Source organism: Alcaligenes sp. GCM10023179 (assembly GCF_042653705.1).
In the GTDB taxonomy this organism is placed as follows: Bacteria; Pseudomonadota; Gammaproteobacteria; order Burkholderiales; family Burkholderiaceae_B; genus Alcaligenes; species Alcaligenes phenolicus.
The window spans coordinates 1-19,352 of the sequence record NZ_JBHSIQ010000004.1 but is presented as its reverse complement, the minus strand read 5'-3'; the positions used below and the strand labels follow the sequence as shown (position 1 = coordinate 19,352).

General features: G+C 56.9%; 13 protein-coding genes and 1 pseudogene. 9 read left to right on the top strand and 5 right to left on the bottom strand.

All coding sequences use genetic code 11. The features are described from left to right. Positions 1-24: 24 nt before the first annotated feature. The 5 genes from ACFPDR_RS16880 to ACFPDR_RS16860 form a co-directional block, all read right to left on the bottom strand. Positions 25-1,968 carry a 3-hydroxyacyl-CoA dehydrogenase NAD-binding domain-containing protein gene (locus ACFPDR_RS16880; protein ID WP_302357840.1) on the bottom strand — a complete coding sequence of 648 codons (1,944 nt, stop codon included), beginning with the start codon at positions 1,966-1,968 and terminating at the stop codon, positions 25-27. Then, complete coding sequence (locus tag ACFPDR_RS16875; protein WP_022983329.1) at positions 1,965-3,260, bottom strand: acetyl-CoA C-acetyltransferase; 1,296 nt, start codon at positions 3,258-3,260, stop codon at positions 1,965-1,967. Before ACFPDR_RS16875 ends, ACFPDR_RS16880 begins: the two co-directional genes overlap by 4 nt. Next, a complete protein-coding gene (locus ACFPDR_RS16870; RefSeq protein WP_026484842.1) occupies positions 3,257-5,602 on the bottom strand; it encodes an acyl-CoA dehydrogenase in 2,346 nt (781 codons plus the stop codon). The genes ACFPDR_RS16875 and ACFPDR_RS16870 overlap by 4 nt, the downstream gene beginning before the upstream one ends. Positions 5,603-5,814: 212 nt before the next feature. After that, positions 5,815-6,468 (bottom strand): TetR/AcrR family transcriptional regulator, encoded by a 654-nt coding sequence (locus tag ACFPDR_RS16865; protein WP_083055325.1) that lies wholly within the window; start codon positions 6,466-6,468, stop codon positions 5,815-5,817. Between the two features lie 106 nt (positions 6,469-6,574). Next, entirely contained in the window at positions 6,575-8,002 is a 1,428-nt protein-coding gene (locus tag ACFPDR_RS16860; protein WP_083055327.1) for an NAD-dependent succinate-semialdehyde dehydrogenase, read from the bottom strand. Between the two features lie 849 nt (positions 8,003-8,851). On the opposite strand from ACFPDR_RS16860, the gene ACFPDR_RS16855 reads away from it, so the two are divergent. From ACFPDR_RS16855 to ACFPDR_RS16815, 9 genes and pseudogenes are all read left to right on the top strand, one after another. Next, positions 8,852-10,369, top strand: coding sequence for a TolC family outer membrane protein (locus tag ACFPDR_RS16855; RefSeq protein WP_080747981.1), 1,518 nt, complete (start codon positions 8,852-8,854; stop codon positions 10,367-10,369). A 43-nt stretch (positions 10,370-10,412) separates the two neighbouring features. Continuing rightward, positions 10,413-10,634 (top strand): hypothetical protein, encoded by a 222-nt coding sequence (locus ACFPDR_RS16850; protein ID WP_022983326.1) that lies wholly within the window; start codon positions 10,413-10,415, stop codon positions 10,632-10,634. Continuing rightward, positions 10,618-12,801, top strand: coding sequence for a type I secretion system permease/ATPase (locus tag ACFPDR_RS16845; RefSeq protein ID WP_338129240.1), 2,184 nt, complete (start codon positions 10,618-10,620; stop codon positions 12,799-12,801). Before ACFPDR_RS16850 ends, ACFPDR_RS16845 begins: the two co-directional genes overlap by 17 nt. 71 nt (positions 12,802-12,872) lie before the next feature. Further along, positions 12,873-14,159 (top strand): HlyD family type I secretion periplasmic adaptor subunit, encoded by a 1,287-nt coding sequence (locus ACFPDR_RS16840; RefSeq protein WP_230940577.1) that lies wholly within the window; start codon positions 12,873-12,875, stop codon positions 14,157-14,159. Between the two features lie 108 nt (positions 14,160-14,267). Then, complete coding sequence (locus tag ACFPDR_RS16835) at positions 14,268-14,882, top strand: response regulator transcription factor (RefSeq protein WP_035269588.1); 615 nt, start codon at positions 14,268-14,270, stop codon at positions 14,880-14,882. A 175-nt stretch (positions 14,883-15,057) separates the two neighbouring features. Continuing rightward, entirely contained in the window at positions 15,058-17,193 is a 2,136-nt protein-coding gene (locus tag ACFPDR_RS16830) for a retention module-containing protein (protein ID WP_376911558.1), read from the top strand. After that, entirely contained in the window at positions 17,190-18,032 is an 843-nt protein-coding gene (locus tag ACFPDR_RS16825) for an Ig-like domain-containing protein (RefSeq protein WP_376911556.1), read from the top strand. The genes ACFPDR_RS16830 and ACFPDR_RS16825 overlap by 4 nt, the downstream gene beginning before the upstream one ends. Further along, a pseudogene (locus ACFPDR_RS16820) lies at positions 17,942-18,166 on the top strand (Ig-like domain-containing protein); the annotation flags it as partial. The gene ACFPDR_RS16825 and the pseudogene ACFPDR_RS16820, both read left to right, overlap by 91 nt. Positions 18,167-18,330: 164 nt before the next feature. After that, positions 18,331-19,352, top strand: a 1,022-nt coding sequence (locus ACFPDR_RS16815) for an Ig-like domain-containing protein (protein WP_376911554.1), incomplete at its 3' end; no start/stop codon positions are given.

Here is a 19,352-nt window from a genome sequence, read left to right as displayed (position 1 = left end):
TATAGGTATTTGTGCCAATCCGAACTAATTGCGTTGTTTTTGTGTTGCTTTGTAATGCAGAGGGCCCCCTCTGAATGGCGCAAAGCCGGTACCGAAAATCACGCCTGCATCGGCCAGATCGTCGTTCTCCACAACACCGATGCGAACCTGGTGTTCGGTCTGTTCGATAAGTGGTTTGATCAAGCGATCTGCCAGACCGCTTGGGACTGTTCCCGCAGGAGATTTTTGGGCTTTGCCGTCTTTCCAGGTGTAGAAACCCTGGCCGGTTTTGCGACCCAGTTCCTGGCGGTCCAGATGGGTTTTCAGGCAGGCTGGCATGGCCGCCTGCTGGCTTAATTGGGCACCTGCATCACGGGCAATATCCAGGCCCACGGTGTCGGCCAATTCAAGCGGGCCCATGGGCATGCCGAACTGCAGCATGGCTTTGTCCACGGTGGCCGGGTCTAGCCCCTCGTCCACGCAGCGCATGGCTTCCAGCATGTAAGGAGCCAGCACGGCATTGACCAGAAAGCCGGGGCTGTCTTTAACGGGCAGGGGCAGCTTGCCAATCTGGTTCACAAAGGCGTAGGCAACGCTGCGCACTTCCGGGGCCAGCAACTCGCTTTCCACCACTTCAACCAAGGGCATGCGAGAGACCGGGTTAAAGAAGTGAATGCCTACCAGTCGTTCCGGATTGATCAGGTTCAGGCTGAGCTCGGATAAAGGGAGGCTGGAGGTATTGCTTGCCAGCACAGCACCGGGCTTTAGCAAGGGCTCAATGGTGGCGTACAGGCTGCGCTTGGCATCGGCGTTCTCGAAGATGGCCTCCAGAACCAGATCTGCCGACGGGATGCCGTGGCCGTCCGGGTCCGGGATCAATCGGTCCAAGGCGGCTTGTACCAGTCTGCGGTCTTTGAGACGGCGCTGGAACAGCTTGGCGGCACGACCTTGTGCCTGGGCGATACGCTTGCGGTCCTGATCCTGCAGCGTCACACGCATGCCTTTCAGCGCACATACGGCGGCAATATCGCCTCCCATGACACCCGCACCGACCACGTGAATATGCGTGATCTCCTGAGTCGACGAATGCTTGCCTACGCTTTTCAGACGCTCTTGCAAATGGAAGACACGCAGCAGATTGGCTGCGGTGTTCGAGCGGGTGATTTGCTCGATCAGCTCGGGAGCCTTCAAGGCATTGCCGTTGTGCTTTTCCCAGATCTCCAGGATGGCACGGGGCGCCTGATAGTGCTGATAGGGATCGCGCTTTGCCAACTGCTTGCGTACCTGATTAGCAACCAGGGGGCGTAGCAGCTTGGTATTCATCAGGCGTGGCAGACCCTTGGCGCGACGCGGCTTCTTGCCACTGAGCACCTGTTTGATGGCAGCTTGCTTGGCCAGACGGACGGGAACGCAGGCATCGACCATACCCAGACGGGCGGCCTTGCGGGCATCCACGCTTTTGCCGCTCAGCATCAAGTCCATGGCGGCGGCAGGGCCTATATATTCAGGCAGGCGCAACATGCCGCCCCAACCGGGGAAAATACCCAGCATCACTTCAGGCAGAGCCAGGCGTGTATCGTCCTGATCTACGGCCAGGCAATAACGGCATGCCAGGGCCAGCTCCAGACCACCGCCCAGGCAGTGGCCCTGCACCAGCGCCAACGTGGGGTAGCTCTGCTTGGCCAGCTTGTTGAAGACGGTCCAGCCGCGTGTGACCAGTGCCAAGCCCTTTTCAGGGTTGTTGTTGTGTTCCGAAAACTCGTCAATGTCCGCACCGGCTACAAAACCGGCAGCTTTGCCGGAGTAAATGATCAGTGCTTTAGGAGGATGGCTGCCCAGGTAATCCAGTGCCTGGTTCAGCTCCTGCAGAACGGCTGCCGAGAGTCTATTGACCGAGCTGCCCACGCAATCGATTTTCAGCCAGGCAATTTGCTGATCGTCCGTGTACAGCGTGAAGTTTTGCAAATCCAGGGTAGCGACGGGCATCATGATTCAGTTCCTTGCAGCGATTCGATCAGCATGGCACCGCCTTGTCCGCCGCCAATACAAATAGCGGCCATGCCCAGACGCAAGTTGCGACGACGCAGGGCATTCAAGCAATGCAGCACAATTCGGGCTCCGGAGGCACCCACCGGGTGGCCGATCGCAATGGCGCCACCGTCCACATTGAGCTTGTCCATATCCAGCAGACCCAAAGCATCACGACCCAGATGCTTTTGGCACCACTCCTGGTTGTCCCATGCAGCACGACATGCTAGTACCTGTGCTGCAAAAGCCTCGTTGATTTCCCACAAGTCCGGGCCATTTAGGGCCAGACGGTTGCGCTCCAAAATAGGCGTCGCGGCGAAAACAGGGCCCAGGCCCATGGTGGCCGGATCCAGACCAGCCCATTGCGCATCCACAATGCGGCCAATGGGTTTGAGCTGATGTTCCTTGACGGCGGCTTCGCTGGCCAGAATCAGCAGGGCAGCGCCATCGGTCACTTGGGAGCTGTTGCCGGCCGTGATATTGCCCCAAGGCGGATCAAAGACTGGGCGCAGCTTGGCCAGCTTCTCGGGCGTGGAGTCTTCGCGTACGCCATCATCTTGTGGGTAGTTATTACCGCGCGTGTCGCTTAACGGCACGATTTCTTCAAAAGCGTTTTCTTGTTGAGCACGCAAAGCCAGACGGTGACTGCGGGCCGCAAACTCGTCCATATCCTGACGGCTGATACCAAACTCGTGAGCCAGAATTTCAGCGGTCTGCCCCATGGACAGGCCAACGACGGGATCAGTCAGCCCTTTAAGCAGGCCGATGACTGGTTTCAGATAGGACAGACGCAGACTGCGCAGCGCTTTCAGGCGTGCGCCCAGGCTACGCGCTTTGCCCCAGGTGGCCAGCCAGCGCACCATGTCGTCGCTGAACAGGATGGGGGCGTGAGACAGCGCATCTACGCCACCGGCCAGCACCAGATCCGAGCGGCCGGTTTGAATGGCCTGTACGCCCGAGTCCAGTGCCTGCATACCCGAGGCGCAGTTACGCATCACGGTCCAGCCCGGCACTTTGTGACCTGTGCCCAGACGCAGACCCAGAACCCGGCCGATATTGGTTTCATCGGGCGAGGGGGCGGCGCAACCCAGGATGACCTCGCTTAGCTGCGGGGCCTCAAAGGGTTGGCGCAGCAACAGCTCGCGACCCGTTTGCACGGCCAGATCTCCAGCAGAGAAGGGGCCGGGCGCATTGCGCGCTTTCAGAAACGGGCTGCGTGCGCCGTCAATAATATAGACCGGTTGAAAACTCATGCTTGGCTCCCACTGGCGGCTTCAGCGGCAGGATTTTCCCGACGCAAATCGAAGGGGAAATCATCAACGGCAATAACCCGATCGCGCACGATGTCGCGGGCCTGGATTTGCTCGTATTCCTGAGCCGTGATGCCACCGGCCTGAAAGACGGCTTCGGCCAGATCGCGTACGTTGGCTTTGGGGTTGTCCTGCAATTGACCGCTTTTCTCGAACTGACGGATTTTGGCGTCAATATCGCGGGTGTTCAGCGAAGCCAGCAGGGCCGCTTCAATCGCACCGACGGGTTCCATATCGTCGTCAGGCAAGTAGGTGTCGTAAGTCAGGCGATCTCGAGTGGCACCGGGCTTGGTCAACAGTTTGGCAACAGTGTGGTCCAGCTTGTCATCAGGGCCCAGACGGCGCAGACCCAGAGGGAAGACCAGGAAGCGCAGCACGGCCGCCAAAGGACGGTTCGGGAAGTTCTCCAGTACTTTGTCCAGCGCATGTTGAGCGCGCATCAAGGCGTCTTGAGCCGCCCAGTGAGCCAAAGGCGCATCTTCTTGCTGGCGGCCTTCGTCCTGGTAACGTTTGAGTACGGCGCTGAGCATGTACAGCTCGGACAACACATCGCCCAGACGCGAGGACAGACGCTCACGCATTTTCAGGGAACCACCCAGAACCAGCATGGACGCGTCGGCCAGCAAGGAGAAGGCGGCACTGTAACGGCTGGCCTGGCTGTAGTAGGTGTGCATGGCCTTGGAGGTGCCGGTAGGGCCACTTAGCAAGCGCCAGCCACCCAGGCCCAGCCAGAAGGAGCGGCCTGTATTGGCCAGTGTGTAGCGGATGTGTGCCCAGAAAGCCTGGTCAAATTTACGCAAACCGGCTTCGCGGTCAGGGTTCAGTGCAGCTGTCATCTCTTCCAGAATGAAAGGATGGCAACGAATCGCGCCTTGGCCAAAGATGATCAGGCTGCGCGTCAGAATATTGGCGCCTTCCACCGTAATACCGACGGGGATCTGTTGGTAAGCACGGCCCAGGAAGTTTGATGGGCCAAGACAAATACCTTTACCACCAATGACGTCCATACCGTCATTTACCACAATACGACCACGCTCGGTCACATGGTATTTGACGATGGCCGAGACCACGGAAGGTTTCTCGCCCAGGTCCACGGCAGCAGCCGTCATGGTGCGGGCGGCATCCATCGCATAGGTATGGCCGGCAATGCGAGCCAGTGCTTCTTCCACACCTTCAAATTTACTGATGGCGCTGCGGAACTGGGTACGGACGGCGGAGTAACCGCCCACGGCGCGGCTGGTCAGTTTGGCCATGCCAGTAAAGGAAGAGGGTAAAGAGATGGAGCGGCCAGCAGCCAGACATTCCATCAACATGCGCCAGCCCTGGCCAGCCATGGCGGGGCCACCAATGATGAACTCCAGCGGCATGAACACGTCTTTGCCACGGGTGGGGCCGTTCATGAACATGGCATTCAGGGGGAAGTGACGGCGACCGGTATCAACGCCGGGGTGGTCGCTTGGAACCAGGGCGCAGGTAATGCCAATGTCTTTTTCGCCACCCAGCAAACCGTCCGGGTCATATAGGCGGAAGGCCAGACCCAACAAGGTGCAAACTGGAGCCAGGGTGATGTAGCGTTTGTCCCAGGTGACGCGCATGCCCAGCACTTCCTGGCCTTCCCATTCGCCTTTGCAGACAATCCCTACGTCAGGAATGGAGGCGGCGTCCGAACCGGCCCAAGGGCTGGTCAGTGCGAAAGCGGGGATGTCACGGCCATCAGCCAAGCGGGGCAGATAGTGTTGTTTCTGCTCGTCGGTACCGTAGTGCAGCAGCAGTTCTGCCGGGCCCAGCGAGTTGGGCACCATGACCGAGACGGACAAGGCCGAGTTACGGGTGGAGAGCTTGGCGACAACCGCCGAGTGCGCTTGCGCCGAAAAACCGCGACCGCCGTATTCCTTGGGAATAATCAGGCTGAAGAAGCGGTTTTCTTTCAGGTAGTTCCAGACCTCGGCAGGCATATCGAAGTCTTCCTGGCTGACTTGCCAGTCGTCAATCATGGCGCAAGCCACATTGACTTCATTGTCCATGAACTGGCGCTCTTCATCGGTGAGCCGGTAGGCCGGATAAGAGCTCAGGGTATTCCAGTTGGGTTTGCCGCGAAACAGCTCACTTTCCCACCAGACCGTACCTGCTTCCAGCGCATCGCGCTCGGTTTGGGACATGGCAGGCAGAACGCTGGAAAAGGCGCGGTAGATTGGGCGGCTTAGCCACTTGGTGCGTAGATTCCGGTTTTTGAGAACGTAGACGCAGCCAAGCACTAGCACTATCAATAGCAAGGTCACAAACATAGCAACTCCGGACTAGCTCAGAAAAAAAAGAAGAAGGCCCCCACGCTGCGCCTTCGGCTTGTTGCCCCCCGAGGGGGCACTTTTTACCGGGGGCGCCGAGCTTTGGGAGCGACCCGGCGGTAAAACCCCCTCATGCTGCACCTTCGACTTGCTGCCCTTAAGAGAGGGGCGCGGTTCACCGTGGTGTAGCTTGGTGGTCAGGGCCGTTCAGCTCAGGTGCTGGTGGGTAAAGGAGCTCGTAATCCACCCAGCAGGAAACTCATCAAGCGCTGTTGCAGTTGTTGCTCACTTTCCGGGCTGTCGCTAAGGGGTAATTGCAAAGCCCGACGCAGTGATTGGGTGCCCATCAAGGCATAAGAGGTGGCACCCAGCATGAAATGGAATCGCCAGATGATTTCTTCTTCAGGCACGGTAGGCAGAGCTTCATGCAAAGCCTGCTTGAAGGGCAGGAAGATGGCGACTTGTTCGTCCCAACAGATGGACTGAATGAAATCCTGCGGCGCCGGGCGGTCCTGCCCCGGCAAAGGAATAAACGAGCGTGGGGCGCCGTTGCCTGAACCCGCCAGGCGGATCAGTGGGCCAAAAAAGGCATCCACCACCTGGGATGCTTTCAACGGACCTTCACCGGCTTGCTGGCGATAAAACGCCAGTTTTTCCAGGCGCTCTTGATTGATGCTGTTCAGGCGGCGCTGGAACACGGCCTGTGTCAGTCCGTCTTTACTGCCAAAGTGATAATTGACAGCCGACAGGTTCACCTTGGCTTGCGCCGTAATCTGGCGCATGGAGGTATTTTCGTGGCCATACAGCGCAAAAAGATGTTCGGCTGCATCGAGAATGGCGGACTGTGTCCGATCAGAGCGTTTCACCGTTATTTCCTAATTTCAAACGAGTGTTTGAATAATGTAACGGGAATGCGCAGTTAGTACAGTAGGGGTTCACCCTAGCCCCGCAAAGCGGGGCCAGGAGCCAGTCTTAGATCTGGGTCACAAATTTGGTGACTAAGTATCCGTCAAAGGTTTCGGCACCGCCTTCGCTGCCAATGCCGCTGTCCTTGACGCCGCCAAACGGAGTCTCGGGCAGGGAACTGCCGAAGTGATTGATATTGACCATACCGGATTCCAGTTCGGTACCCAGTCGATGCGCGTCTTGCAAGGATTGTGTAAAGGCATAGGCCGACAAACCGTAGGGCAGGCTGTTGGCACGGGCGATGGCATCGTCCAGATCGCTGTAGCGCGTCAAGGGGGCGATGGGGCCAAATGGCTCTTCGGTCATGACCAGTGCATCGTCGGGCAAATCCGTCAGCACTGTGGGCGAGAAAAAGAAACCATCGCGCTTGATCTGTTCTCCTCCCAGCAACACTTTGCCACCCAGAGAGCGGGCGTTGTCGACAAACTTTTGCATCATGGGCAGGCGGCGCTCGTGAGCCAAGGGCCCCATTTGCGTATCCGGGTCCAGACCATCGCCCACTTTTACATTGGCCAGCTCCTCGGTGAAGCGGTCCACAAATGCAGTGTAGATGTCGTCGTGGATATAAAAACGCGTGGGCGAAATGCACACCTGACCAGCATTGCGAATTTTGAAACGAGCCAGCTGACGAGCAGCGCGGGCTACATCGGCATCAGGCAGGACCAGCACAGGCGAGTGACCGCCCAATTCCATGGTGATGCGTTTCATATGGGCACCGGCCAGTGCAGCCAGTTGCTTGCCTACAGGTACAGATCCGGTAAAGGAGACTTTACGCACGATGGGCGAGCGGATCAGGTAGTCCGACACCTCCTGTGGCACACCCCAGACAATATTTAGTACACCCGGAGGCAGGCCCGCATCATGAAAGGCTTGGGCAATAGCCATGACCGCACTGGGGGAGTCCTCGGGGCCTTTCAGAATAATCGTGCACCCAGCACCGATAGCCGCGCAGATCTTGCGAATGGCCTGGTTGTAGGGAAAGTTCCAGGGCGTAAAGGCGGCGCAGACCCCGATGGGCTCGCGCAGAACCATTTGCTGCACTTTGGGGTTGCGGGCGGGGATGACGCGGCCATAAATACGGCGGCACTCCTCGGCGTGCCAATCCGCATGGTCCGCGCAGGACATGATTTCGCCTACCGCCTCGGCCAAGGGCTTGCCTTGGTCCAGTGTCAGATTGCGGCCAATTTCCTGGGCGCGTTCACGCGACAGTTCCGCGACCTTGCGCAGGATCGCGCTGCGATCCATGGGCGAGCTGTGACGCCAGCTTTTGAACGCGTCCTGGGCGGCGTTCAGAGCCGCGTCCAGATCCGCCTGGGATGCCAGCGGAAGTTGGCCCAAGGTGCTGCCATTGGCAGGATTGATGACGGCCTGGGTCTGGCGACCTTGTCCATCCAGAAATTGACCATTGATATACAGGGCCAGGTGTTGATACATGAGCGGCCTCCAAGTTGTCTGTGTTGCTAACTAAATACGTACCGTTCGATGGTATCGGGCGAGCAGAAACGGGACAAGCGTGGGCGGCGGATATTGCAGCAACGGATTGTTCAGAGAAGCTACAAACGGGCGCGAAACAGGGAGCCCTTCAAGAAACCGTTATAAGTTTTTGATTTCATATCTCTTTTTGAAGGCCTGACAAAGAGATGAAAACTGGCATCAAGCTGCAATAAGAAATCGTTACAAGTGCAGCATTCTTAATGTGAGCGATTGTTATATTTTTAACGATGAAAATATTTTTATCGCCTGGTGATAACCTGGTTTTATCTTGATGTAACCTAAATGCTTATTAAGGTGAAAGTTTTTTGTAGATTATTACCAACGATCGCGCCACGTGGGATAAGCGCAACAGTTATTGCTTAAGCGCCTAATCGCCCGAAATCGTTTAATTTCAGTGTATTGTTGCCTTTTTTATCACGGGCTATTTATCATTTTTAACATTGTCGTCCACGAAGCTCCTTGTAATCTAAGATACAATTTGTCCCGTGATCTACGTGATGAGTTTCACTATGCGTCACGTAAAAAGTCACAATCAGACACAAGGTTATGCTCCAAGAATACAGGTCAGAAGCCTGTAGCTCCGCCTTGTCTTGCCCCGGTCCATTATGAACATACTGCTGCGGCTGGCGATGTACTTACCAGTCTTAGATGTAAAGCCCATGTGCAATACATAGGTGTTGGGCCCTCGGGTGGTGTTTCTTTCGCTTTGTTTGAGCGACACACCGAACCCATTCTTCTTTCATTTTTGTACTTAAATTTGATCTGGCAATGCGTTGCAACGCTGACGTAATGACGTCTGTTGCGAACGCGGCACAGGATCTTACGGAGGCCGACGTGCGTGGTAAGAAAACTCTAACGGTAAGTGCGCTGCTGACAGCGCTACTGCTGGCGCAACCAGCGCTTGCCCAGCAGGAAAACAGCTTGAGCTTCAAGGACAGTATTGAGCGGGCAATTATGTCCAATCCTGAACTTGGCGCTCGCTTCCAGGATTTCCAGTCTGCGCTTGAAGGTCAGAACGTTGGCCGTGGCGCCTTGTTGCCCGAGGTCAATGCACAGGGTTGGGTTGGCAAAGAGTGGCGTGGCAGCACCTCCGGTGCTCCGTCTACCGACTGGTCCCGCAGCGGCTACAGCCTGCAACTGCGTCAGTTGATTTTTGATGGTTTCTCCTCGATCAACCAGGTTCGTCAGTTGGGTTACGAAAAACTGGCTACCTACTACGAGCTGCTGGCTTCGGTAGATTCTCTGGCTCTGGAAGCGGCCAACGCGCACATTGATGTGCTGCGTTACCGCGAAATGGAAAAGCTGGCCCGTGAAAACTACGGCATGCACATGAACATCCTGAGCCAGATTCAGGAGCGTTCGGCATCCGGCGTGGGCCGTGGTGTGGACCTGGAACAGGCTTATGGCCGCCAGTCCCTGGCTCAAAGCAACATGATGACCGAGGCCGGCAACCTGAACGACGTGCTGCAACGCTACCGTCGCATTGTGGGTGTGGCTGCTCCTGAAGTCATGCAAGCGGCCCCTAGCCTGAGCGAGTCGATTCCTGCCAATACCACCGACTTCTTGCCATCCTTGCGCACCAGCCCCGTGATTTTGGCCAAGCAGGCTTTGTATCAAGCTGCTGAGTCGGGCAAACACGTGGCTCAAGGCCGCATGTCGCCTACTTTGGAATTCCGTGCTGCGACAGGCAAGGACAAGAATGATCCTCCCGGTTCCGCATACCGCAACTCGCAAAGCAGCAACGTGCAGTTGATGCTGTCGTACAACCTGTTCCGTGGTGGTGCCGATGCTGCTCGCATCCGTCAAACCACAGCTCAGCAGTACGCTGCCCGCGACGTGCGCGATTACACCTGCCGCAACGTACAGCAGGATCTGGCCGTGGCCTGGAACAACATCGAGCGCCTGCGTGCTCAGTTGCCATTCCTGAAACAACACGAACTGGCTACGTCCAAGGTTCGCGTTGCTTACATGCAGCAGTTCCAGATCGGTCAGCGCTCCTTGCTGGACTTGCTGGATACGGAAAACGAACTGTTTGATGCGCGTCGCGCTCTGGCCAATGCCACTTACGACCTGCAACAAGCCGAATACCGTTGGTTGACCTTGTCGCACCGTCTGGTGTCGGCAGTTGGCCTGTCCCAGCCTTACTCGGAGCAGCCTGAAGAAGCCGCCAAGCTGGACTTCCCCGAAGAGGCATTCAAGGCATGTATGACGCCTGTTCCAGATACCAGCAACCTGACCCCGGTTTCTGTTGATTACCGCGACGGTATGGCTCCGCCAGTCCTGCGCGAGAAACCAGCCGGGCTGTAAGTAGCTGCTTCTTGGCGTTATTGGATAGTGAAGGGAGGCACGTATGAGTCAGAACGAAGATGACTACAAACAAGAGCTTTCAGTCTCGGATGCCAGTTTTATCCGAGTGCTGGAGGATTTGATTGACGCACTGGTTGCTAACGGTGTGCTTCGTATGACTGATCTGCCTCCCCAGGCCTTGGCCAAATTGAACGAGCGCAAACGTACCCGTCAACGCCTGCGGGATTCGCTGGATTTGATTAATGACGATGAACCACTCATCTGACAGCACGACACAAGCAAGCGGGCAATACAGTATCCCGCCTCATCTGACGCATGATGATCCTCTTCTGACCTGCCTGGCAGAGATTACCCGTATCCACGGTAATCCTTGCACGCCGCAGCACTTGTCTGCAGGCTTGCCTTTGCAGCGTGGGCGTTTGACGCCTGCCTTGCTCAGTCGAGCGGCCGCGCGTGGTCATTGCACGGCCCGAGTATGGCGTCGCGCCTTTACCGAACTCGACACCAATCTGTTCCCGGTTATTTTGTTGCTGAACAATAACCGGGCATGTGTGTTGCTGGGGCTGGAAGAAGAACGTGCCCGGGTGCATTTCCCGGAAAGTGGTAGCCCCAGCGAAATCAGCCTGGAAGATCTGCAAGCGCAGTACTCCGGGCTGTTGGCTGTGGTGCAGCCGGATTTCCGCGTCGAAGCGCGTGCCAAAGATGGTGTGGCCCCCATGAAGGGCAAGCACTGGTTCTGGACAGCCGTAGTGCAAAACTGGCGTCTGTATCGCGACGCCATTGGCGCTGCCTTGCTGATCAACCTGTTTGCGCTGGCCATTCCGCTCTACACCATGAACGTGTACGACCGGGTGGTTCCCAACAAAGCGATTGAAACCCTGTGGGTGCTGTCGATTGGGATTGGGCTGGTGCTGGTCATGAACATGGTGCTCTCCAGTGTGCGAGCCTATGTAGTTGATGCTGCCAGCAAACGGGTGGATATTCAGTTGTCTGCGCGGATTATGGAGCGGGTGCTGGACTTGCGCATGGAGAACCGACCGCCGTCGGTGGGCTCTTTTGCTGCCAATCTGCGCTCTTTTGAATCGGTGCGCGACTTTATCGCTTCGGCCAGTTTGACGACACTGGTCGATTTGCCATTTGTGCTGCTGTTTTTGGCTGTGCTGGCCTGGATCTCGCCCTGGATGCTGATCCCGCCCGTTGTGGCCATTGTGATCATCCTGGGTATTTCCTGGTTTGCTCAGGCACGTATGGAACGTCTGACCAAACAGACCTTCCAGGCTGCTGCCCAGCGTAACGCCGGCCTGGTCGAATCCCTGGCTGGTATGGAAACCTTGAAGGTCCTGAATGCGCAAAGCAATGCGCAGCGCGATTGGGAGCAGTCCACCGAGTACCTGGCTCGTCAGGGTGCGCGCATCAAGATGACTTCCACCCTGACCGTAAACACGGTGCAGATGCTGCAGCAGATGGTCACCATCAGCGTGGTGATTATCGGGGTGTATCTGGTTCAGGAAACCAAATTGTCCATGGGGGGCATTATTGCTTCCTCCATGATTGCAGGCCGTTGCCTGGCTCCTTTGGGGCAGGTGGCTGGCTTGATGATGCAGTATCAGAATGCCCGTACCTCCCTGGGTTCGGTGGATTCGTACATGAATATGCCGGTAGAGCATCCTGAAGAGCGTCACTTTGTGCCACGCCCTTATCTGGAAGGCTCTATCGAGTTCCGCAACGTTAGTTTCAGCTATCCCGGCACTAATCAGAACGTGCTGGATAAGGTCAGTTTTTCCTTGAAGGCTGGCGAGAAGATAGGGATTATCGGCCGTATTGGCTCCGGCAAAACCACCTTGTCCAAGCTGATCCTGGGTCTGTACAAACCGACGGGCGGCACCGTTGTGCTGGACGGAATTGATAGCCAGCAGATTGACCCGGCAGACGTGCGTCGCTCCATGGGCTATGTCTCGCAGGACCCCACGCTGTTCTATGGCACTTTGAAACACAATTTGCTGATGGGCACGCCTTACGCAACTGACGATCAAATGTTGGCAGCGGCTCGTCAGGCCGGGGTGGATGATTTCGCACGACGCCATCCTGATGGCTACGACATGATGATTGGCGAACGCGGCGAATCCCTCTCGGGTGGTCAGCGTCAGGCTATCGCTGTGGCTCGTGCCTTGATCGGTAACCCGTCCATTCTGTTGCTGGATGAACCCAGCAGCAATATGGATAACCAGAGCGAATCAGCCCTGCGTCGCAGCCTGCATAAAGAATGTGAGGGCAAGACAGTTGTGCTGGTGACCCACCGCACCGCCTTGCTGGAGCTGGTGGATCGCCTGATCGTGATGGATATGGGGCGTATTGTGGCGGATGGTCCTAAGGATCAGGTCATTGCCGCCTTGCGTAGTGGGCAGATTGGTAAGGCCCGGAGTGCAGCATGAAAATAAAGAACCTGACCAATTGGGTGCGTGCGCAACTCCAGGACACCAATTCCCCACCTCCTGGTAGCAATATGCTCAAAAACGCATCGTGGACGGCTCGTTACCAAGATGTACGGGGTTCCACGCTGCTGATCTGGTTGACCTTGCTGGCCATCAGCCTGCTGATTGTCTGGGCCAGTTTTGCCAGCATTGATGAAGTGGTGCGTGGCGAGGGCAAGGTTGTGCCATCTCGCCAGGTCCAGATTGTGCAAAGTCTGGACGGCGGTGTGGTGGAAGAAATTCTGGTGCGTCCTGGCCAGTCCGTGGAAGCGGGCGAAGTGCTGTTGCGTATCGATCCTACCCGTGCCTCGTCCTCCTTGGGCGAGAACGAAGCCGAGTCCTTGTCCTTGATGGCCAAGGCAGCTCGACTGGAAGCGATTGCTGCCGATCAGCCCTTTGATATGCCCAGTGAAGTGCTGGAAAAAGCCCCTGATCTGGCAGAAATGGAACGCCGCGTCTGGCAGGCTCGTACCGAAGAGCTGCGCTCCAATATTTCGGTGGCTCAGGAACAGCTGAACCAGCGTCAACAAGAATTGCGTGAGACGCAGGCCAATCGTGATCAGGCCGCGTCCAGTTGCGGGCTGACCTCGCAAGAATTGCAAATGACACGTCCTTTGCTCAAAAGTGGGGCGGTGTCCGAAGTGGATTTGCTGCGCCTGCAGCGTGATGTGGCTCGTTACTGCGGTGAGCAAAAAGCGGCCACGGCACAGATCAGCCGTATTCAGGCCTCGATTCAGGAAGCCCAGAACCGGATTGGCGAGGTGGAAATTACCTTCCGCAATCAGGCCCGTACCGAACTGGCTGAAACACGTGCCAAGCTGGCTTCCCTGGAGCAAGGCCAACGTGCCCTGGCCGACCGTGTGCGCCTGGCTGAAGTGCGCTCGCCCGTGCGCGGCACCATCAAGACCCTGTCTGCCAATACGGTCGGCGGCGTGGTGCAGCCCGGTAAAGACATTCTGGAAATCGTGCCTACTGACGACACCCTGCTGTTGGAAGTGCGTATTAATCCGCGCGATATCGGGTTTCTGCACTCAGGCCAGACTGCCGAGGTCAAATTCACCGCCTATGACTTTGCTGTTTATGGCGGCTTGCCCGGTGTGCTGGAACAGACCAGTGCCGACACCATTACCGATGAAAAAGGCAATTCATTCTATATAGCTAAAGTACGTACGGACACGGTGTATGTCGGTGACGATAACCGTCCAATCTTGCCCGGTATGGTGGCCGAAGTGCACATCATGACTGGCAAGCGGACTGTTATGCAGTACTTACTCAAACCTATTCTCAGGGCCAGATCCAACGCATTCAGAGAGCGTTAAGGCTGATTGGTCCGTTGGGGGAGTAGCGCTGACGATAGAGGTGTAACACCCGAGTCAGACCAAGAGCTGATGGCATATAGCTCGTGTTACCAGTAAGGGAAAAGCGGTATGCGACAAGTAAATTCGGTTTTATTTCTGACTGCCGATGAGGCGTTGTGGCAGCATTGGCGTCATCTGGATTCGGTCACCTGGCTGCCCGCCAGAGGGCAGGGCATGGACGATTTATTGCGTTGGAAACAACAGCAGCGTGATCTGGTGGTGGTCGATAGTGCCCTGGCTTTGTGGAATCATCCCCAATGGTCCAAGGCTGTGCAGGGCATGAAGATTATTGTCGCCAGCCCACGTCCTTTGGATAGCGAAGGTCAGGCCGTACTGGCCCTGGGGGCTCGTGGTTACATTCACGCCTACAGCTCGTCGCCTTTGCTGGTGCAGGCGCTGGACCACGTGGCTAGTGGGCAGGTTTGGGTTGGGGAGTCCTTGCTGAGCCGTTTGCTTAGCGACGTTACCCGTCGTCTGGAACCCAAGGCGGGCTGGGAAAGTACCCTGACCAGTCGTGAAGTCGAGGTTGCGCAACGCGCCTCGCTGGGCCACTCCAATCAGCTGATCGCAAAGGACCTGGGCATCACCGAGAGAACGGTTCGCGCCCATCTGCAGGCGGTTTTTGAAAAGCTGGATGTAACAGATCGTTTGATGTTGGCGCTAAAAGTACACGGCATAGCCTAAACCCCTGCTCGCCGTCCCGTTCGTATTGTTAAGTAAGGTCAATAACAATAAATAAAACAGCGAACTGGCGGCGACGCCAATATCGACTAGCGGACCAACTCGCTATTCTCTGATCAAAGAAAGTCCATTTCTGACTGCTGCTTGGCGGCAGTCTTTTTTTAGGAATCAGACAGTCATGGCACTGGATACTGTTTTAGTGACACGAGTTGAAGGTACGGCATGGATCCGTACCGCCGATGGCTCCAAAGTAGCTGTCAAAGAAGGGATGCGCGTCCCTGTTAATGCCGAGATCATCACCGAGACCGGCGCCAGCGTCGAGCTTGAGATCCCTGGCAGCCCATCGATGACCATTTCCGATAACCGCTCCTTCCTGGTCAGCGGCGATATCGCAGAAACCGATGTGGACCCAGTAGCCGCTGCTCTGGCCAACCCGAACGACCCAGCCATTACGGCTGTGTTGGCCGCTCTGGAAGCTGGCGATGACCCATTCTCCCAACTTGACCCAACCGCTGCCGTATTGACCGGTGGTGGCGAAGGCGGTGGCAGCAGCTTCACCCGCCTGGTCAGCATTGTGGAAACCACACGCCCTCTGGCCCTGGAATACCCACGTCCTGGCGTGCCCACCGTTGAAAACGTGCGCCTGGGTGGCTACAGCGGTACTGGCGAAGAAGAGGCCGGTCCTCTGGTTCCTCCCTCCGTTACTGTCAAGATCAATGACGACGGCACCGTTACCTTCACATTTACTGAAGTGCCATTTGGCTTTGATATCGAAGATATCGTGGTCACCGGCGGCGGTCGCATCGAAGGTCTGACACCAGACAACAAAGATCCCAAGACCTGGACCGGAACGCTGGTTCCCCCACCGAACTACGAAGGTGAAATCACCGTCAAAGTGCCTGACGGTAGCTACACCAACGAAGTTGGCACCCCAGGTAACGGCGGCGAAGACACGACCACGGTCGACACGCTGCCCCCAGAAGCTGAAATCACCATCGATTCCATTACTGAAGACGGCGTCATCAATAAGGAAGAGTCCGAAGGTGATGTAACTATTACTGGTACGGTTGGTAAAGACGTCAAACCTGGCGACAAGGTCACTGTGACCGTCGGAGGTAAAGAATACGAAACCACCGTCAACCCGGACGGCAAGACCTGGAGCGTGGACGTTCCTGGTTCCGAACTGGTCAACAACGACAAGGTTGAAGCCAAAGTCACCACGACTGACGACGCTGGCAACACCACGACGGCGACCGACGAGAAGCCTTACGATGTCGACGTTACGCCTCCTGAAGCCGAGATCGAAATTGATCCGATCACAGGCGACGACGTGATCAACAAGGAAGAGTCGGGCGGCGACGTCACGATCACCGGTACGGTTGGTAAAGACGTCAAACCTGGCGACAAGGTCACTGTGACCGTCGGCGGTAAAGAATACGAAACCACCGTCAACCCGGACGGCAAGACCTGGAGCGTGGACGTTCCTGGTTCCGAACTGGTCAACAACGACAAGGTTGAAGCCAAAGTCACCACGACTGACGACGCTGGCAACACCACGACGGCGACCGACGAGAAGCCTTACGATGTCGACGTTACGCCTCCTGAAGCCGAGATCGAAATTGATCCGATCACAGGCGACGACGTGATCAACAAGGAAGAGTCGGGCGGCGACGTCACGATCACCGGTACGGTTGGTAAAGACGTCAAACCTGGCGACAAGGTCACTGTGACCGTCGGCGGTAAAGAATACGAAACCACCGTCAACCCGGACGGCAAGACCTGGAGCGTGGACGTTCCTGGTTCCGAGCTGGTCAACAACGACAAGGTTGAAGCCAAAGTAACCACGACCGACGACGCCGGCAACACCACGACTGCGACCGACGAGAAGCCTTACGACGTCGACGTTACGCCTCCTGAAGCCGAGATCGAAATCGATCCGATTACAGGCGACGACGTGATCAACAAGGAAGAGTCGGGCGGCGACGTCACGATCACCGGTACGGTTGGTAAAGACGTCAAACCTGGCGACAAGGTCACTGTGACCGTCGGCGGTAAAGAATACGAAACCACCGTCAACCCGGACGGCAAGACCTGGAGCGTGGACGTTCCTGGTTCCGAGCTGGTCAACAACGACAAGGTTGAAGCCAAAGTAACCACGACCGACGACGCCGGCAACACCACGACTGCGACCGACGAGAAGCCTTACGACGTCGACGTTACGCCTCCTGAAGCCGAGATCGAAATCGATCCGATTANGATACCGATCTGCCCGAAGCTTCGATCACGATCGACACCATTGCGGGTGACGACGTGATCAACAAGGCCGAGTCCGAGTCCGACGTGACCATCACTGGTACGGTTGGCAAGGATGTGAAGGCCGGTGACACGGTGACCGTGACCGTGAACGGTAAGGATTACACGACCACCGTTAACGCTGACGGCAAGACCTGGAACGTGGACGTTCCTGGTACCGAACTGGCTCAGGACAGCAATGTTCACGCCAAGGTGGAAACGGAAGACGCTGCAGGCAACCCAGCGAGCGCTGAAGCCGACCGCGGCTACGGTGTGGATACCGATCTGCCTGAAGCTTCGATTACCATCGACACCATTGCCGGTGACGACGTGATCAACAAGGCCGAGTCTGAGTCCGACGTGACCATCACTGGTACCGTGGGTAAAGACGTCAAGGCTGGCGACACCGTCACTGTGACCGTGAACGGTAAGGACTACACGACCACCGTTAACGCTGACGGCAAGACCTGGAACGTGGACGTTCCTGGTACCGAACTGGCTCAGGACAGCAATGTTCACGCCAAGGTGGAAACGGAAGACGCTGCAGGCAACCCAGCGAGCGCTGAAGCCGACCGCGGCTACGGTGTGGATACCGATCTGCCTGAAGCTTCGATTACCATCGACACCATTGCCGGTNTCCGGACGGCAAGACCTGGAGCGTGGACGTTCCTGGTTCCGAACTGGTCAACAACGACAAGGTTGAAGCCAAAGTCACCACGACCGATGACGCCGGCAACACCACGACTGCGACCGACGAGAAGCCTTACGATGTCGACGTTACGCCTCCTGAAGCCGAGATCGCTATTAATGTCATCGCTGAAGATGACGTCATTAACAAGGCCGAGTCCGAATCCGACGTGACCATCTCCGGTACGGTTGGCAAGGACGTCAAGGCCGGCGACACCGTCACTATCACTATCGGTGGTAAAGAGTTCACTACAACGGTTAATGCCGATGGCAAGACGTGGAACGTGAATGTTCCAGGCGTGGACCTGCTGGGTCACGCTAAAGTTGACGCTAAGGTTACGACTGAGGACGAAGCTGGCAACCCCGCTTCCGCCAATGCAGAACGTCCATACGATGTTGATACCGATGCTCCGGAAGCCGCCATCACCATCGACACCATTGCGGGCGNAACGCTGACGGCAAGACCTGGAACGTGGACGTTCCTGGTACCGAACTGGCCCAGGACAGCAATGTTCACGCCAAGGTCGAGACCGAAGACGCCGCCGGCAACCCAGCGAGCGCTGAAGCCGACCGCGGCTACGGTGTCGATACCGACCTGCCTGAAGCTTCGATTACCATCGACACCATTGCCGGTGACGACGTGATCAACAAGGCCGAGTCCGAGTCTGACGTGACCATCACTGGTACGGTTGGCAAGGATGTGAAGGCCGGTGATACCGTGACCGTGACGGTCAACGGTAAGGATTACACCACCACCGTTAACGCTGACGGCAAGACCTGGAACGTGGACGTTCCTGGTACCGAACTGGCTCAGGACAGCAATGTTCACGCCAAGGTCGAGACCGAAGACGCTGCGGGCAACCCAGCGAGCGCTGAAGCTGACCGTGGCTACGGCGTGGATACTGACCTGCCCGAAGCTTCGATCACGATCGACACCATTGCCGGTGACGACGTGATCAACAAGGCTGAGTCCGAGTCTGACGTGACCATCACTGGTACGGTTGGCAAGGATGTGAAGGCTGGCGACACCGTCACTGTGACCGTGAACGGCAAGGATTACACCACCACCGTTAACGCTGACGGCAAGACCTGGAACGTAGACGTTCCTGGTACCGAACTGGCCCAGGACAGCAATGTTCACGCCAAGGTCGAGACTGAAGACGCCGCCGGTAACCCCGCTTCGGCTGAAGCCGACCGTGGCTACGGTGTAGACACCGATCTGCCCGAAGCTTCGATTACGATCGACACCATTGCGGGTGACGACGTGATCAACAAGGCTGAGTCCGAGTCTGACGTGACCATCACTGGTACGGTTGGCAAGGATGTGAAGGCCGGTGACACCGTGACCGTGACGGTCAACGGTAAGGACTACACCACCACCGTTAATGCCGATGGCAAGACCTGGAACGTAGACGTTCCTGGTACCGAACTGGCTCAGGACAGCAATGTTCACGCCAAGGTGGAAACGGAAGACGCTGCGGGTAACCCAGCCAG

Excerpts from the sequence above, each read along its gene's own strand:
- ACFPDR_RS16880 (WP_302357840.1), bottom strand. The coding sequence starts at position 1,968 with ATGATGCCCGTCGCTACCCTGGATTTGCAAAACTTCACGCTGTACACG.
- ACFPDR_RS16875 (WP_022983329.1), bottom strand. The coding sequence starts at position 3,260 with ATGAGTTTTCAACCGGTCTATATTATTGACGGCGCACGCAGCCCGTTT.
- ACFPDR_RS16870 (WP_026484842.1), bottom strand. The coding sequence starts at position 5,602 with ATGTTTGTGACCTTGCTATTGATAGTGCTAGTGCTTGGCTGCGTCTAC.
- ACFPDR_RS16860 (WP_083055327.1), bottom strand. The coding sequence starts at position 8,002 with ATGTATCAACACCTGGCCCTGTATATCAATGGTCAATTTCTGGATGGA.
- ACFPDR_RS16855 (WP_080747981.1), top strand. The coding sequence starts at position 8,852 with ATGACGTCTGTTGCGAACGCGGCACAGGATCTTACGGAGGCCGACGTG.
- ACFPDR_RS16850 (WP_022983326.1), top strand. The coding sequence starts at position 10,413 with ATGAGTCAGAACGAAGATGACTACAAACAAGAGCTTTCAGTCTCGGAT.
- ACFPDR_RS16845 (WP_338129240.1), top strand. The coding sequence starts at position 10,618 with ATGAACCACTCATCTGACAGCACGACACAAGCAAGCGGGCAATACAGT.
- ACFPDR_RS16840 (WP_230940577.1), top strand. The coding sequence starts at position 12,873 with ATGCTCAAAAACGCATCGTGGACGGCTCGTTACCAAGATGTACGGGGT.
- ACFPDR_RS16835 (WP_035269588.1), top strand. The coding sequence starts at position 14,268 with ATGCGACAAGTAAATTCGGTTTTATTTCTGACTGCCGATGAGGCGTTG.